Source organism: Sphingobacterium haloxyli, assembly GCF_002980525.1.
Classification (GTDB): domain Bacteria; phylum Bacteroidota; class Bacteroidia; order Sphingobacteriales; family Sphingobacteriaceae; genus Sphingobacterium; species Sphingobacterium haloxyli.
This window is the reverse complement of sequence record NZ_PVBQ01000007.1, coordinates 23,489-40,147: the sequence shown is the minus strand read 5'-3', so window position 1 is coordinate 40,147 and position 16,659 is coordinate 23,489. Positions and strand designations below refer to the sequence as shown.

Annotated in this window: 12 protein-coding genes; 9 read left to right on the top strand and 3 right to left on the bottom strand. The window is 43.7% G+C overall.

The window, feature by feature from the left end; translation table 11 throughout:
* The first annotated feature begins 17 nt into the window (after positions 1-17).
* The 8 genes from C5745_RS10495 to C5745_RS10460 all read left to right on the top strand — a co-directional run bounded on the left by C5745_RS10495 (position 18) and on the right by C5745_RS10460 (position 12,115).
* The gene (locus C5745_RS10495) at positions 18-674 is read left to right on the top strand and encodes a hypothetical protein (RefSeq protein WP_133166338.1); all 657 of its coding nucleotides are present in this window, start codon (positions 18-20) and stop codon (positions 672-674) included.
* A 210-nt stretch (positions 675-884) separates the two neighbouring features.
* Positions 885-1,637: a hypothetical protein gene (locus C5745_RS10490; protein ID WP_105716963.1), complete on the top strand. Its 753-nt coding sequence runs from the start codon at positions 885-887 to the stop codon at positions 1,635-1,637.
* A 122-nt stretch (positions 1,638-1,759) separates the two neighbouring features.
* Entirely contained in the window at positions 1,760-2,761 is a 1,002-nt protein-coding gene (locus tag C5745_RS10485; RefSeq protein WP_105716962.1) for a helix-turn-helix domain-containing protein, read from the top strand.
* Between the two features lie 21 nt (positions 2,762-2,782).
* Positions 2,783-3,754 carry a helix-turn-helix domain-containing protein gene (locus C5745_RS10480; protein ID WP_105716961.1) on the top strand — a complete coding sequence of 324 codons (972 nt, stop codon included), beginning with the start codon at positions 2,783-2,785 and terminating at the stop codon, positions 3,752-3,754.
* A 669-nt stretch (positions 3,755-4,423) separates the two neighbouring features.
* Complete coding sequence (locus C5745_RS10475; RefSeq protein WP_133166337.1) at positions 4,424-5,038, top strand: hypothetical protein; 615 nt, start codon at positions 4,424-4,426, stop codon at positions 5,036-5,038.
* A gap of 216 nt (positions 5,039-5,254) precedes the next feature.
* Complete coding sequence (locus tag C5745_RS10470) at positions 5,255-5,965, top strand: hypothetical protein (protein WP_105716959.1); 711 nt, start codon at positions 5,255-5,257, stop codon at positions 5,963-5,965.
* A gap of 146 nt (positions 5,966-6,111) precedes the next feature.
* Positions 6,112-10,626, top strand: a complete 4,515-nt coding sequence (gene gltB, locus C5745_RS10465) for a glutamate synthase large subunit (protein ID WP_105716958.1) — start codon at positions 6,112-6,114, stop codon at positions 10,624-10,626.
* Between the two features lie 22 nt (positions 10,627-10,648).
* Complete coding sequence (locus C5745_RS10460; RefSeq protein ID WP_105716957.1) at positions 10,649-12,115, top strand: glutamate synthase subunit beta; 1,467 nt, start codon at positions 10,649-10,651, stop codon at positions 12,113-12,115.
* Positions 12,116-12,161: 46 nt separating this feature from the next.
* Here the strand turns inward: C5745_RS10460 and C5745_RS10455 are convergent, their stop codons facing one another.
* The 3 genes from C5745_RS10455 to tgt all read right to left on the bottom strand — a co-directional run bounded on the left by C5745_RS10455 (position 12,162) and on the right by tgt (position 15,364).
* Positions 12,162-13,061 (bottom strand): DMT family transporter, encoded by a 900-nt coding sequence (locus tag C5745_RS10455; protein ID WP_105716956.1) that lies wholly within the window; start codon positions 13,059-13,061, stop codon positions 12,162-12,164.
* An 86-nt stretch (positions 13,062-13,147) separates the two neighbouring features.
* Positions 13,148-14,230, bottom strand: coding sequence for an LptF/LptG family permease (locus C5745_RS10450; protein ID WP_105716955.1), 1,083 nt, complete (start codon positions 14,228-14,230; stop codon positions 13,148-13,150).
* A 3-nt stretch (positions 14,231-14,233) separates the two neighbouring features.
* Entirely contained in the window at positions 14,234-15,364 is a 1,131-nt protein-coding gene (tgt, locus tag C5745_RS10445) for a tRNA guanosine(34) transglycosylase Tgt (protein ID WP_105716954.1), read from the bottom strand.
* Between the two features lie 147 nt (positions 15,365-15,511).
* Here tgt and C5745_RS10440 point away from each other — a divergent pair, with 147 nt between their 5' ends.
* Complete coding sequence (locus C5745_RS10440; RefSeq protein ID WP_105716953.1) at positions 15,512-16,654, top strand: glycosyltransferase; 1,143 nt, start codon at positions 15,512-15,514, stop codon at positions 16,652-16,654.
* Positions 16,655-16,659 lie beyond the last annotated feature (5 nt).

The following is a 16,659-nucleotide window of genomic DNA, read 5'->3' as shown; positions in this document are numbered from 1 at the left end:
CAAATCGACATAAAATTATGATTAAAACATTACTCATTGCCATGTTAACAGCTTTAGCCTTGTACTGTCAGAGCCAAGTTACATCAAGTTCGGGGATGGATTATCCAGAAGGCATTTATCGTACAAAAGAAGATTTTCTAAAAAAGATCCCCACCGAAAAAAAAGAACTGGTCGCCAAAACGATATATGTGAGTGGCAGAAAGGTTATCGATACGATACCAGATCACTGCGCATTCTATTATAAAGAAAACGACAAAAAAGTAAAAAAGACATTTGCCATCTGTTACCGAGGAAATCTTTATTTCCAGGCAGGGTTCATATTGAAGCACAGGAATAAAGAAGACAAATCGCAGACAACAAATTTTCCAAACACCTTTTGCCGTGTACGCATTGCTGGACAAAACTTTCTTTATACCGAACTTGAGTTAGCAAACGCATGGAAGCAAAATCTAGGTCATGGCTTAGGAGGGGCTGTCGGTGGTGTGATTGCTTCGAACGCGATTCAGCCTAAAGGGATTGTTTGGGATTTTAAAAACGAAGAATTTAATATTTTTAGAAGTTGCAAGGATTATAACGATTTCATACAGGACAAGTATCCGGAAGGTGTACAGGAATGCGATAGCCGGGAACCAGATCTTTTGCAGGTCAGAGCCGCAATGGAAATAATCAAGTGATTTTTGGACAGTGAAATGGAGATGTTTGATGGTAAACGCGAACGTTTTAACATTATCAAAACATAATTATACCGGAAGAGGAGAAAAATCTGAAAAAATTTAAGGAGATGAAAGATAAAGGTAAAAAAATAACGACCCTCACGGCAGATATGTATTTTGAACAATAGAAACATATTACCGACTATATTATAAGGCCTAAATACACATTATATGAACAAATTCAAACTGATAGCCTGCGTATTCATGCTGAGCGCGGGACCATTAACTGCGCAGGTACAAACAGACAGTCTGCCCGCTCATTTTTCACAAGAAGAACACATGACAGACGATCCCTTCGCGCGGAAATGGGAATTATCTTTCCATGGCGGATGGAGCTATAGAATCGCAAAACTAAACGAACAGGTTCCACCCGATTTTGTTGACTACGCCAAAAGGTTACGCTCGGGATATCACATTGGTGCCGGCTTGGATTTTTTCTGGCGGGAAAACATGGGCGTGGGGCTGAGGTATTCGCGTTTCGGCTCTAGGGAACACGAAGAATACGTAACCTATACAGATATAGCAACGGGACAGGTTATAGGCGAGGGTGAGATGAGCGATGACATCGTGGTGAATTTTATCGCACCCGCCTTCAATTATCGGTATATTTTTCCTAACAGAAAAGCGGCGTTACAGATGCACTACGCCGTAGGATATCTGTCCTATACCAACAATCCGTTATTTAACGGCAGATACCCAGTAATCACCGCGCGTAGCTTTGGAGTATCCCTTGGAGCAGATCTTGTTGTGCCTTTGGGGCGACGTTTGGCATTTTCAGCTGGAGCAACGCTACTGGGGGGTAATTTTGGCACGCTCAAAGTTGAATACGCGGGGATGACAGAGATCATAAAAGCCAAAGATAATGACGAGCGTGAAAATGTTTCCCGCATAGACCTATCGGCTGGCCTGCGTTTTAAACTATAATCAACGGATACATGTTTTAGATCAGCGTCATCGCTCAATTGGGTTGGCAATGGCTCTTTTCTCATTTATGTTTAAAAACAAAAAAAAATTATTTATCTTTAAAGGAAACAAGGTGACAAATTATGAAAAGCCAGATTCTACTAACCAAAGGAGTAGACGCTAACAAGACGAATTTTACAGGTGCCGTTATGCGACCGCGCTATAATATCCCTTACGCTAAAACCGAAATCCTACCCTATCCCGAAGGGACACTTATCTATCAGCATTATAGTAGTTACCTGTACTATATGGAGTTGTTTGAACTGCGGTTGGAACACAAACTTACGCTGCCCTTCCGTATCCTCGATCAAGCTTTATTTCAAACGTATATGTTGCAAGGCGAGGTCACGTTCACAACACCGTACGAAAACCTGCTATACAGCGCATGGGCGGGCAGCTACTATGCCAGCATCAACAGCGAAGCTGACTGCCTAGCTCATTTCGATGCCGACACGCACATTATCGCCTGCATCACCCCGCGCTTAGATTGGATACGAAAACAGAAAAACCAATTTCCCTATTTTATCCATGGTATCGAGAAACACAGCACATACAATGAATCTTTCCTATTTATGGATAAACGTTACATCGATAAAGATACAGGTCGCAATCTAATGCATCTTTGGCAACTTTCCCCTAACGGCCGTACCAGTTTTGAAAAGGAAATGGATGACCAGATAAGACAGTTACTAAGTGGCTACCATGATACATTGCAATACAAGGATTATTTTCACCTACTTTCCAATACTGAAAAAATACCATTTATAACAGAATACCTAAAAGCGAACTTTCTGACATCCGACATTGCTAATAAATCTAACCTATGTGCTAGGTTTCACATGTCCGAACGGACGCTACAGCGTGCCTTCAAAAACCAACATCAAATTAATATCCATAAATATGTTGAAAACTTGAGATTAACACATGCATGCTCTTTATTGATGGAGACAGCCCTCCCCATTCATATCATAGCAAGTAGATCAAGTTTTCAAACCGCCAATTACTTTTGCCGGGCCTTCTCCAGGAAATACACTTGCAGCCCTACAGTCTTCCGCAAAAATAACCGTACACCCCTTCCATCGTAAAGACAACCCACTTTAAGCCGCATGACGTATATCCCGCATGACATCTTCCGCATCTCCCTCCTTAAACCTGGCATAGCAACCGAGAAGAAGCTGCCCAATCTACATTTGAATTTTCTGACAAAAGATGATATTAGCGTTTGGAACGGAAAGCAGTATATCGCGTCCAAACAACTACAAGGCCTCCAGGTCATTGAGGCTAAGGGAACATTCGAGACGGACTGGAACCTGGATTTGCTTTCCCCAGCATGCTTCTGGCTGCACTTTCAGTTCATGGGACGTTCTGAACGAGATTCCAAGTTACATACCGCTTTGTCCGACAATGAATACCGAGGCTTTTATAGTTTAAGCGAAGCACACAAAATAAAGGTGAAGACCGGAAGAACCTCGATGGTACTGCTGGGCATAAATATGAATAATACGGCCGCCCTTGCATCGGAGTGGCCACGGCTTGCAAAACCTAAAACAGCAGATCAACCCTATTTTTCCAGTATACATATCGGCTACCGCATCAAGCAAATCTTTGACAAAATCCAACAGTGTAAGGACACATCCTATTCTCTGCACCACAACATGCATTACCATTTCTGTCAGCTGATAGACGTATATCACCAGGACTTGAACGACAAAGATCGTTCGCTTCACAAGGAAGATATCGTGATCTACCATGAAGCCATCGACTATATCGTCGAACACTATATGGACCAGGATATCAACATTGACACCATTGCTGAACGTATCAATGTCAGTTCGCGCACACTATATCGGGCCTTCCAGGGTAAACACACCACCGTTCACAAAGCCATACAGACAATACGTTTACATAAAGGACGTGAAATGCTGCGGGAAACTGACATGTCTGTAGACGGCATCGCTTTCCAGCTAAACTTCTCAACAGCGCACTATTTCTACAAGCAATTCGTACAAAGCTTCGGACATTCTCCTTCCAAAGAACGGGAGTTGCATCAAAAACAAAAAAAGAAGAAAAAGCGTTGAACAACACAAAAACTTATCGATCGTTCAGCCTATTATAGCCTACATTTTTTATTTAGCTGGGCTACATTCAAAAAACTTAACGATATACTACCGTATTATATGTGTATTACACGAAAAAGGATGAGATGATTTTTGCGCAGTATCACTATTATTTCCCGTCGCATCCCTATTTTTTTGCTTAATACGACTCTCATTTTGTATAGTATTCATACAATATGATAAAGTATCCCTACAAATATGTATCCTATTCATAAGACGCAAGATATGATTGATATATTATCACATTATAGCCTTATTAAGAGCAAAAGGAGCGATAACCAATTCCGTAGTATCGATTTAAAAAGAGTTTGTATCGTGCTTTTGCAAAAAAAGAGTAATATTTTCTTCCATTGTAGCATTCTTTTTTTCCATTGTAACGCGTTTTTTATTTGTCATATTTCAACTTTTATTTTTAAAAAATCACTCCTTAGCACCATTTAGAAGCTGTTTTTAGGAGCAGAAATCAAATAAAACTGCGACTTTCATATGGTAAAATCCTGCCAAAAGTTTTTTAGGATCCCTCTGTTTTTGGCAGGATTTTACCATATCAGCGCCAAACCAATGTTCTATGTTTGTATCGTTGCAACAAGAATTAAATAATAATATGTTAAAATTCAAAAAAGTAAAACAATGAGTAAACCCACAACATTATCGCAAAGATTGAAGGATGACAATCTAATGCAGTATGTAGAGCAGATTATTACAAACATGAGAGCGGCGGCAACGATCTTTCCAGAGCCGGTACCGGGCCTGGATGTCGTTGAAGCAGCACTCATAGACTTTCGCCTGTCGGCTACGGAAGCAGCTTATCGGGATGCACGGGCAATCCGGATCAGGAAAGACAAGAAAAAGCAACTGGAATACCTGCTCAGCGAGCTCGCCAAGTATGTAGACACGATAGCCAATAAAGACGCCAACGTGGTTCTGGCCTCGGGCTTTTCCCTACCTAAAGAAGCGCAATCCTATGCTGGACCGGTCCCGAAGGCGACACACTTACGAGCCGAACCGCAACAAGTCGGGTCGCGGCGCATCAAAATGAAAGTTGACCGCTGGAAAGGTGCCCGTATGTATCAATTCCAGTTCCGTAAAAAAGGTGAAACCGAATGGATTACGCAATTCAGCAGTAAATCCACCTGCGTATTGGAAGGCTTGGAGATGTTTCAGGAGTATGAATTCCGTGCCACCTATGTAGGCATCAGCCCCGAGCCTAACTACAGTAACCTCGTAGCAAGCTACGTCGTCTAAAACCGTTCTTCGGAACAAGATTTTTTTGAGATAATTAAATGAACTTCTACAACATAGAAGTAAGAAAACAATATGCAGAAGCATCATAAACAAAAAGAAAGGCGCCGTTATCTCTGATCCTCATCACGAGAAAGAGATAACGGCGGCCATTTTCGCAAAAAACGTATATTGTAAAAACGTTTGCATCCCTAGACAGATGCCTTTACATTGACCGATATGAAAGAGATTGTAAAAGAACACCCCCTGCGCCCTATCATCCTCCAGTTTGACCCCAAAAAGAAAGCATTGGATTTCGAGGTAAAGGCGTTGGAAGCCTATTACCGCATGCACGACAAGTCCTGGAAAACCAAACAAAACCTCTTACAGCATAAAAATACGCTTACGGAGATTGATATGAACACAACCGAACTCGAATACCGACTGTCTTGGGTGAAGCAGCAGCTCGTTTTTCTGGAAGCGGCCTTTAAGCTGGAAGAAAACGTGGAACTCCCCGATATGGGCGAACGGTTCTCGATTGATATCGTCGATTTCTACACGGCGGTAGACAGCCATAACGAAGATCTCCGAACGCTGCATCAACAGATTATAGCTGAACTACGGTGGCTCAACGATTGGGCAGACTATATCTATGAAAACGAGGACTGGTTTGACGAGCAGGACGACGAAGGCGACAAACTGATACAGCAGATTTTCCGCCATTATGATGACGTTTCGGTAGATATCGTCTCGCTGGACCGGGATCAGCAGGAGTTTTTTGATGTAATTGCCGAGATACGTAGACTGCAACGGGAATATTTCGAATATGGTGAAGAGGTTTCTGAGCAATACACGCGCGTACAACATGAATCCGAAGAAGTTTACCAGCGAGCGTTGCGGATACAGCAATACGTCAATAAGCACTTTCCGTTGCCTCCTAACCAACCCTAGAAAGATTCCAAATAACAAATACAATTTCCGCAATAAAACCTCCGTTAATTACAAATACATCAACGTCGAATCATTTTTTTTAAAGAAATTATAATAAAAAACATTTTTTATTCGTATATTAGCAACCTAATATTTTGAGGAGAGAAATGACAAACGAAAGATTACCGGAACAAGGGCTGTATAATCCTGACTTTGAACATGATGCGTGTGGTGTTGGCTTCGTTGCCCATATCAAAGGAAAAAAATCGCATCAACAAGTAGAGGATGCGTTGACGATGTTGGAAAACATGGAACACCGGGGGGCATGTGGCTGTGACCCGGAAAGTGGTGACGGAGCAGGGATTATGATTCAGCTGCCCCATGAATTTTTGTGGGAGGAGTGTATTAAGCTCGGCATCCAATTGGAAGAGCCTGGTTATTATGGAACAGGCATGGTCTTTCTTCCGAAAGAGGAAGCATTAAACGAACTTTGCCGCAACACCATTATCGAGGCAACGGAAGCACGGGGTATGAAGTTTTTAGGCTTCCGTGACGTTCCGGTCAGCCGGGAGGGCATAGGCCCAACGGCATTGAGCGCAGAACCTGAGATTGTCCAGTTTTTTGTTTCCCGTCCAGACGGCGTCTCTACCACGGAAGATTTCGAGCGGAAGCTTTTCGTTCTCAGACGTCTCATCATTCAAAAAATAAAAGAACATCAAGCATATCCATTACCTTTATATATCGCTTCACTGTCTTGCAAAACGATTATATATAAAGGACAATTGACTACCTATCAAGTCGGCACGTACTTCGAAGATCTGAAAGACCCACGTGTCGTATCAGCGTTCGGATTGGTTCATTCGCGTTTTTCGACGAACACTTTTCCTTCGTGGTCGTTGGCGCAGCCGTTCCGCAATATTGCACACAACGGTGAAATCAACACCTTGACCGGAAACTTAAACTGGTTTTATGCTGGCGCGAGAGCACTTTCTTCTCCTTATTTTACGGAAGAAGAGATGCAAATACTGCTTCCGGTAGTAGATCGCGGACAATCGGATTCTGCTTGTTTAGATAACGTCGTAGAATTACTTTTACATAGCGGAAGAAGTTTGCCGCATGTCATGTTGATGCTCGTACCGGAGGCTTGGGATGGCAATACCCAAATGGATCCTCTCAAAAGAGCCTTCTACGAATACCATGCGACATTAATGGAGCCATGGGATGGTCCTGCGGCATTGTGTTTCACCGATGGCAACACCATTGGTGCAACATTGGACCGAAACGGGTTGAGACCACTACGCTTTGCCGTTACATCTGATGACCGCGTCGTCGTGGCTTCAGAAGCTGGTGCACTACCCGTGCCGGAGAACCTCATTATTAAAAAGGGTCGCCAGCAGCCCGGAAAAATTTTCGTCGTGGATATGGAAAAAGGTTGTATTCGTTCCGACGAGGAAGTCAAAGGCGAACTCATCCGTCAGCAACCTTATGGGGAATGGCTAGATAATTACAAAATCCGGATGGAGGAGCTAGAAAAACCACGTGTTACTTATACTTATCTCAAAAAAGAATCTGTATTCAAGTACCAGCAAGCCTTCGGTTATTCTCGTGAAGACTTGGAGAACATCGTCACGCCGATGGCCGTGACTGGTTATGAGCCGATCGGTTCCATGGGAACAGATGTCCCGTTGGCGATTCTATCAGACCAACCACAACATCTGTCCAGCTATTTCAAGCAGTTCTTTGCACAGGTTACCAATCCGCCTATTGATCCAATCCGGGAGCGTTTGGTGATGAGCTTAGCGACGTTCATCGGCAATGCGGGCAATATTTTAGTAGAAGACAAAAAATTCTGCCACAGCGTTAAATTGGAACATCCAATTTTGACCTCGAGTGAGTTAGAGAAACTTCGTTCGATCGATACCGGTATATTCCAAGCGAAAACATTGCAGACTTATTTCAAGGCTGATGGCAAATCAGGCTCTTTGGAAGCCGGTCTGGAAAGGTTATGTCGATACGCCGACGACGCGGTTCGTGACGGTTTTGAAGTCATCATTCTTTCCGACCGTGCTATTGACTCGCAGCATTGTGCGATTCCATCCATCTTGGCGGTATCTGCGGTGCATCACCATCTTATCAAAACAGGCAACAGAGGTGCTGTCGGGCTAGTAGTAGAAGCGGGCGATGTTTGGGAAGTACACCATTTTGCCTGTCTATTAGCATTTGGGGCAACGGCAGTCAATCCTTATATGGCTTTGGCCTCGATCCGTACCATGAAAGAATTAGGTCAGATCGAAACAGAACTGACTTGGGAAGAACTGCGGAAAAATTATGTAAAAGCCATCTGTGCCGGCCTATTAAAGATATTCTCGAAAATGGGCATCTCCACCTTGCAATCTTACCATGGCGCCCAAATATTTGAGGTGTTGGGTATAGAAAAATCGGTGGTAGACACCTATTTCTGTGGTTCAGTTTCCCGGATCGGCGGATTAACTTTAGACGATATTGCAACAGAAGCCCTGTCCAAACATTGGAGGGCTTTCGGACAAACACGTGTAGAACAGAAACTATTGCCAGAAGGTGGTATTTATCAGTGGAAGCGTCGTGGAGAACGTCACCTGTGGAATCCTGAAACGGTGCATCTTTTACAAAAAGCATGTCGTACAGGTGATTTCGAGTCTTACAAGAAGTACGCAGCTTTAATCAACAACCAAAAAGAACGGATGTATACGTTGCGTGGCTTGCTTGATTTTGCGAAACACAGAACACCGGTTCCATTGGAAGAGGTGGAACCTGCGGAAAACATCATGAAACGTTTTGCCACAGGAGCCATGTCCATGGGTTCCATTTCCACGGAAGCGCATAGTACGCTTGCCATTGCCATGAACCGTATTGGCGCGAAAAGCAATACAGGTGAGGGTGGTGAGGATGCCGTTCGTTTTAACCGATTGCCTAATGGTGATTCGATGCGCTCGGCCATTAAACAGGTAGCATCTGCACGTTTTGGTGTAACCTCACACTACCTGACGGAAGCAGACGAAATTCAGATCAAGATGGCACAAGGTGCAAAACCAGGTGAAGGTGGTCAGTTGCCGGGACATAAGGTAGATGAGTTTATTGCCCGTTTACGCCATGCAACCCCAGGTGTGGGATTGATCTCCCCTCCACCGCATCATGATATTTACTCTATTGAAGATCTTGCCCAATTGATTTTCGATTTGAAAAATGCAAATCGACACGCGAGGATCAATGTGAAACTGGTTTCAAAGGCTGGCGTAGGTACGATAGCTGCGGGGGTGGCAAAAGCACATGCTGATGTAATCCTAATCGCCGGATTTGATGGCGGTACGGGTGCATCGCCGTTGAGTTCTGTTAAACACGCGGGATTACCATGGGAATTGGGGCTGGCGGAAGCACATCAAACGCTTGTACAGAACAAACTGCGTAGCCGTGTGGTTTTACAGGCTGATGGACAGATGAAAACCGGACGCGACATTGTTATCGCCACCTTATTGGGTGCGGAAGAATGGGGTGTGGCTACAGCAGCCTTAATTGCGGGTGGTTGTATTATGATGCGCAAATGTCATCTGAACACCTGTCCTGTCGGCGTCGCTACACAAGATCCCGAATTACGGAAGTTATTCTCCGGAAAACCAGAAGACATCGTCAACTTATTCCGCTTCCTTGCAGAAGAAATACGGGAGACAATGGCGCAGCTTGGTTTCCGTACTATAAACGAGATGGTAGGCCGCGCGCAGTTCTTGAAGAAACGTGAAAATATCGACCACTGGAAAGCGGCGAAGATAGATTTCTCACAAATATTGCACGTTGCTCGAAATGAGCCATCTGAAAGCTTATACAATACACAGGAGCAGGATCACGGTATGAGTATGATTTTAGACTGGGGCTTACTCAACCAAGCGAAATCTGCCATCGAGACAAAGACACCTGTATTTGGTACGTTTAAGGTTAAAAATACAGACCGTACGATAGGTACATTGTTATCAAACGAAGTATCAAAAGCACATGGTGCGGATGGCCTTCCAGACAACACGATCAACTTCAAGTTTGAGGGCTCTGCTGGCCAATCGTTCGGTGCCTTTGCGGTGAAGGGGCTCTCTTTTGAACTGGAAGGTGAAGCGAACGATTATGTCGGGAAAGGACTTTCGGGAGCACAGCTTGCTATTTACCCAACCGATGATAGCCCGTTGGTGGCACACGAAAATATTATTATTGGCAACGTCGCCCTATACGGCGCAACATCTGGCTACCTTTTTATCAACGGTATGGCGGGTGAACGTTTTGCGGTAAGAAATTCCGGAGCTACAGCGGTTGTCGAAGGTATAGGTGACCATGGTTGTGAATATATGACCGGAGGCCGTGCGTTAATTCTAGGCGAAACAGGGCGTAACTTCGCTGCCGGAATGAGTGGTGGTATCGCCTGGATTTACGATATAGCAGGCAACTTCCGCGAAAATTGCAACCAGGAGATGGTCGATCTTGACCCGCTAGACACAGAAGATGAAAACGAAATCATCGCTTTGCTGAAGCGCCATATACATCTGACCAATAGCGAGCGGGCCAATTTCATCTTGCAAAACTGGGCAAGTGAAAAGAGCAAGTTTATCAAAGTATTTCCACGGGAATACAAGAATGTGTTACGAAAAAAATTAGTGGTAGCTTAATATAGCGGAGGAAATAGTAGTCATGGGAAAACCAACAGGATTTTTAGAATTTGAGAGAGCGCTTCCGCAGAAAGAATCTGTGGAGAGCAGAAAACAAAATTATCAGGAATTTGTACATAGCTACACGGATGACCAACTCAATCATCAAGCAGCACGTTGTATGGATTGCGGCATTCCTTTTTGCCATTCGGGATGTCCACTAGGGAATGTTATTCCCGAGTTCAACGATGCCGTATATGATGGTCGTTGGGAAGAAGCGTACAATATATTGGTATCAACCAACAACTTTCCCGAGTTTACGGGGAGAATTTGTCCGGCACCCTGCGAAGCAGCTTGTGTGCTTGGCATCAACAAACCGCCGGTTGCTATCGAAGAGATCGAGAAGCACATTATTGAAATTGCTTTCAAGAAAAACTACGTACAACCCAATAAAAGCTATATCAAAACCGGTAAACGCGTAGCCGTAGTAGGTTCTGGCCCTGCTGGTCTGGCTGCTGCTGCGCAGTTGAACAAAGCTGGGCATGACGTCGTTGTATATGAGCGTGATGATAAAGTAGGTGGCTTGCTTCGTTATGGCATCCCTGATTTTAAATTAGACAAGTCGGTCATCGACCGTCGTATTGACCTCATGGAGCAATCGGGCGTGGTATTTAAGACAAATGCAGAAGTGGGCGTCAACGTCCCCAGCAGTGAATTACAGGATTACGATGCGATTGTATTGGCCGGAGGTTCAACTATCCCGCGTAACCTGCCTATCCCGGGCCGTGAGCTGAAAGGTGTTCATTACGCGATGGAGTTCCTAAAACAACAGAACAAACGCGTAGGCAACTCTCCTATCGATGTTGAAGAAATCTTAGCGACGGATAAGAACGTATTGGTTATAGGTGGTGGTGATACAGGATCCGACTGTGTGGGAACATCCAATCGCCACGGAGCTAAAAGTGTGACGCAATTCGAGTTGATGCCGCAACCGCCGCAGGAGCGTACTTCTGCTATGCCTTGGCCCACTTATCCCATGCTGTTAAAGACAACCACCTCACATGAGGAAGGCTGTCAACGGTATTGGAGTGTTAGCACAAAAGCATTTTTGGGTGATGATAAAGGCCATGTTCGCGCAGCGCTAGTTGTCGATTTGGAATGGGAAACGGATACATTCGGCAGACCCACGAAATTCAAGGAAGTAGAAGGATCCGAACGCGAAATCCCATGCGAATTGGTCACATTGGCCATGGGATTCCTTCATCCGCAACACGAAGGTTTATTGCAGCAACTTGGTGTAAAGCTTGATGGACGAGGCAACGTGGAGGCAAGCGAAGGCGAATATAAAGCGTCTGCTGACAAGGTGTTTGTAGCAGGTGATATGCGTCGGGGTCAGTCCCTCGTGGTCTGGGCGATTTCTGAAGGCCGTGAATGCGCTAGAAAAGTCGATGAATTCCTAATGGGATATTCTGAATTGGAATGTAAAGATCAAACGGTTTCATACGCTTAAGTTTTACATATACAAAAGAGAAAAGCCGGGCGACACCCGGCTTTTTTTAATGCAACTTGCGATTAATTAATCTTTTTTCTCTATTCTCTATTTTGACTTTCACATAAGGATATAAGAACACGGCACCCAAAATAATGACCGCTCCTGTGTAAAAACCCAAACTCATGGTTTCCTGCTGTCCAAAAATGAGTATTGCCAGAATGATACCGTATATGGGTTCCATATTGGTTGTTAGCGCAACGGTAAAAGCACTTAGTTCCTTCATCACCGCAACGCCGAGTACGTAAGCTAGCGCCGTACACACAATCCCCAATAACAAAATATAGGCCCAATCAGCATCTTGTAACCACATTTTTTCATTGAAATCACCCGTACACAACATGATCACGGATACCCAGAAAAACGCGCCCAACATTTCATAAAACGTTATCACGGTTGGACTGGTCTCCTTCACCAGCCGGGCATTGAGAATAGAAAAAATACTGGCGCACAGAGCCGCTCCAAGCCCAAACACTATTCCCCACACGTACTGAAACTCGAACTTAAAGATAAGGTAAATACCCAGTATCATAATCAGGCCTATGCCCACATCAGCTTTGGATATTTTTCTTTTATTGATGATTGGCTCTAAGATAGACGTGAATAGTGTCAGTGATGATAACGTTACCAAGGTAACAGAAACGGTGGAAATCTTGATCGAATGAAAAAACAATACCCAATGCACGCCCACAATACCTCCTACCATTAAAAACTGGATCAGCTTCCCCTTAGCGACATGTATGGATTTACCCATAAAGATAAAATAAATAAAAAGGGAAAGCGCGGCGATCAGGACCCGATACCACACTAAATGAACTGCCGATATAGATAGCAAGCCTCCCAATACGCCGGTGAATCCCCAAATTAGCACGGTAAGATGCAGGATTAGGACATTTTTATTTTTCATCTGTATATAACTTGCTTTTTGATGGTGATGAAGCTATCAGATTTATTCATCCCCCTAAGTGGTTTGAATAAATCATGATGGTTTCACTACTTCGGTGCTTTATATTTCAGCCAGAGTGCCAGTACTAAAAACATTACATTCGGAATCAGGATAGCGACTAAGGGTGGCAGTCCGCCTTTTAAAGAAAACATCGTTGAGAACTGTACCAGAACAAGGAACGTAAAGCTCAAGGCTATACCGATTCCCAGGCTCAAACCAATGCCACCACGCACCTTTTTGGATGAAAGCGACACGCCCATTAGCGTTAAGATAAACGCTGAAAAAGGCCCGATATAGCGCTTATATTTCTCTAACAACAAATCGGTCATCATGCCCGTTCCGCGGGTTTCTTCCTTGGCAATGCGTTGGTTCAGCTCTTCGGTATCCATGGCGGTAAATACGTTGTCGTAGGTTTCGAAGTCCCTGGGCAACATATCTAACGTGGTATCACGGTCTATACCCTTCTCCATTGTTTCACGCAAGCCGTCAATAGTCCGTACGGTATAGTCTTTGATTTTCCATTTTGTAGCTACCGAATCCCATGTGATACTTTGTGCCATCAGCTTTTCCGTTAGTTGGTCACCATCAAATTTCTCCATGGAGAAATTATAACCTATATTTCGTTTCGTATCAAAATTGTCGATGTACACATACGTATTGGAGTCAATCTGCATATGCGTAGACATCGTGGATGTACTAATCTTATGCGGCTTCACATAGACGTTTTCGAAATTTACTTTGATCTTATTGGTATAGGGAATAATCCAGATATTCGATACAAGGGTAAATAAAAAGATAATACTCGCCGCGATCATATAGGGTCGCAAGAAACGATTAAAGCTCATTCCTCCGCTCAAAATAGGCACAACTTCCGTTTGATCTGCCATCTTGGAGGTGAAGAAGATCACGGCGATGAAATTGATGAGCGGTGTCAGCATATTGAGAAAAAAAGGGATGCTGCCCAGGGCATAGTATTCCAAGAATACCTTAGACATGGGGGCTTTATACTTTAAGAAATCATCTAGTTTCTCTGAAACATCAAAAACGACAATCACGACAATAAAAATACCGACCGTGAACACGAATGTACTCAGGTATTTTTTTATGATATAGCGGTCAATGATGTTCATGATCTACAATCTTTGCCCTAGAATTTTTACCATCTTTTCTTTCCAGTCGTAAAATGTACCCTCGATAATTTTCTCCCTGGCTTGTTTTACCAGCCATAAGTAGAAATGAAGGTTATGCAGCGATGCGATCTGCGCACCTAAAATCTCTTGCGACCTAATTAAATGACGAAGATAAGCTTTCGTATGTACTTGGTCGACCAACAAGTCGCTTTCTGCTTCAATGGGCGAAAAGTCGTCTTTCCATTTTTCATTTTTGATATTGATAATGCCATTCTGTGTGAACAGCATACCGTTGCGTGCATTCCGTGTCGGCATGACGCAATCGAACATATCGATACCTAATGCTATATTTTCGAGAATATTAATCGGTGTACCGACCCCCATGAGGTAGCGGGGTTTGTCCTGTGGCAGGATGTTGGTCACGACTTCTGTCATGGCATACATTTCCTCTGCAGGTTCGCCGACAGAAAGCCCGCCGATAGCATTACCATCCCGATTGAAAGACGCTATCACTTCTGCTGATTTTTCTCGTAAATCTTTATATACCGATCCCTGAACGATGGGGAAGAGCGTCTGTTCATAGCCATACAACGGTTCGGTACTGTCAAACTGATCGATACAACGTTTTAGCCAGCGATGGGTCATGTCCAACGATTTTCGAGCATAACTATATTCGCAAGGATAGGGTGTACATTCGTCAAACGCCATGATGATGTCAGCCCCGATGACACGTTGCGTATCCATCACATTTTCTGGTGTAAAAAGGTGCTTCGAGCCGTCGATATGTGAACGAAAAGTAACACCTTCTTCTCGAATCTTACGTACCTCAGTTAGTGAATACACTTGGTACCCGCCGGAATCCGTCAATATAGGTCCATTCCAATGGTTAAACTTATGAAGACCGCCTGCTTTATGCAAAACATCCAGACCAGGACGAAGATATAAGTGGTAGGTATTGCCCAAGATAATCTGTGCCTGGATATCCTGTACCAGTTCATGCTGATGAACGGCCTTGACTGTTCCTGCCGTTCCAACAGGCATAAAAATAGGTGTTTGAATATTTCCGTGTGCGGTCTCCAATACACCGGCACGTGCCTTAGATGCTATATCCTCTGCCTGAAGCGTAAATCTCATAAATAATATCCCTCGTGCCCTTTTGAGCAAAATCAATGCAAAAGTAAAATAAAAATTGCGAGGAAACGAGTGCGTACCAAAATCTTAATAAAACTTAACTTTTTCTCCCGGTTATCTTGGCGGAACACTGTATCTTTGCTGTTTTATATGACGATATTGGAACATTTTTTATCTTATCTTCCGTATGCACCGGTAGGGGTGTTGGGCATTTTGCTGCTTGTCCAACTCTATTATATCTGTTTTGTATACGGAAAATTAGCCTTTTATTCGACAAAATCATTTCGGGAGGTTTCTCTTCAACCTCCGGTAAGTGTTATTATATGTGCGCACAATGAGGAAGAAAACTTAAAATCATTTCTTCCGCCAATCTTAGAACAAGATTACCCCTTATTTGAAGTGGTGTTGGTCGATGATTGTTCGGATGACGAAACGAAATGGATACTCAAAGAATTCTCGTCCAAATATCCTGAGCGATTAAAGATTGTAGAAATCAAAGAACATATCCGTCTGAAACACACCAAAAAATTTGCGCTCACCATGGGCATTAAGGCGGCGAAACATGAGCACCTTGTTTTCACGGATGCCGACTGCGAACCCGCGAGTTCTTTTTGGCTCGCGGAAATGGCCAGCGCTTTCTCATCTGAAAAAGAAATTGTCTTGGGCTACTCCCCTTATTTCAAACAGAATGGGTTTTTGAATAAGTTAATTCGATTTGAGACAACTCATACGGCGATGAGCTATTTGTCGTACGCGTTAAAGGGAAATGCGTATATGGGCGTAGGTCGTAACTTGGCGTACACAAAATCTCTTTTTTACAAAGGCAAGGGCTTTAATAAGCATATGCATATCAAATCGGGTGATGACGATCTGTTTGTAAACCACAATGCAACGAACTCAAACGTTAATATCGTTATACACGCGGATGCGCATGTATTATCTGTTCCTAAAACAACGTGGAAAAGTTATTATAAACAGAAAGCGCGTCACGCTGGCGCTTCCACGCTATACAGAAGCAAGCACAAACGCATGCTTGCGACACAGTTGTTGTCGGCCGTATTGTTTTATTTGATGCTGACCGTATGCTTCGTGCTATATCCTAACCTATGGTACATTCCGTTGGGTATCTATGGTGTACGGCTTTTCAGCCAACTTGTAATTTTTAACCGTATTTATACTAAACTGGTCGTTCGGGACTTGCTTATTTGGCTTCCGCTGCTTGACGTTTTGTATTATTTTTATATTTGTATTAATGGCCTGTTTAACCGCGGCAAAAAACAAACATCATGGTGATGACT

What these genes read in the sequence shown, in the direction of transcription:
- C5745_RS10495 (WP_133166338.1), top strand. Translation starts at nt 18, where the DNA reads ATGATTAAAACATTACTCATTGCCATGTTAACAGCTTTAGCCTTGTAC.
- C5745_RS10490 (WP_105716963.1), top strand. Translation starts at nt 885, where the DNA reads ATGAACAAATTCAAACTGATAGCCTGCGTATTCATGCTGAGCGCGGGA.
- C5745_RS10485 (WP_105716962.1), top strand. Translation starts at nt 1,760, where the DNA reads ATGAAAAGCCAGATTCTACTAACCAAAGGAGTAGACGCTAACAAGACG.
- C5745_RS10480 (WP_105716961.1), top strand. Translation starts at nt 2,783, where the DNA reads ATGACGTATATCCCGCATGACATCTTCCGCATCTCCCTCCTTAAACCT.
- C5745_RS10475 (WP_133166337.1), top strand. Translation starts at nt 4,424, where the DNA reads ATGAGTAAACCCACAACATTATCGCAAAGATTGAAGGATGACAATCTA.
- C5745_RS10470 (WP_105716959.1), top strand. Translation starts at nt 5,255, where the DNA reads ATGAAAGAGATTGTAAAAGAACACCCCCTGCGCCCTATCATCCTCCAG.
- gltB (WP_105716958.1), top strand. Translation starts at nt 6,112, where the DNA reads ATGACAAACGAAAGATTACCGGAACAAGGGCTGTATAATCCTGACTTT.
- C5745_RS10460 (WP_105716957.1), top strand. Translation starts at nt 10,649, where the DNA reads ATGGGAAAACCAACAGGATTTTTAGAATTTGAGAGAGCGCTTCCGCAG.
- C5745_RS10455 (WP_105716956.1), bottom strand. Translation starts at nt 13,061, where the DNA reads ATGAAAAATAAAAATGTCCTAATCCTGCATCTTACCGTGCTAATTTGG.
- C5745_RS10450 (WP_105716955.1), bottom strand. Translation starts at nt 14,230, where the DNA reads ATGAACATCATTGACCGCTATATCATAAAAAAATACCTGAGTACATTC.
- tgt (WP_105716954.1), bottom strand. Translation starts at nt 15,364, where the DNA reads ATGAGATTTACGCTTCAGGCAGAGGATATAGCATCTAAGGCACGTGCC.
- C5745_RS10440 (WP_105716953.1), top strand. Translation starts at nt 15,512, where the DNA reads ATGACGATATTGGAACATTTTTTATCTTATCTTCCGTATGCACCGGTA.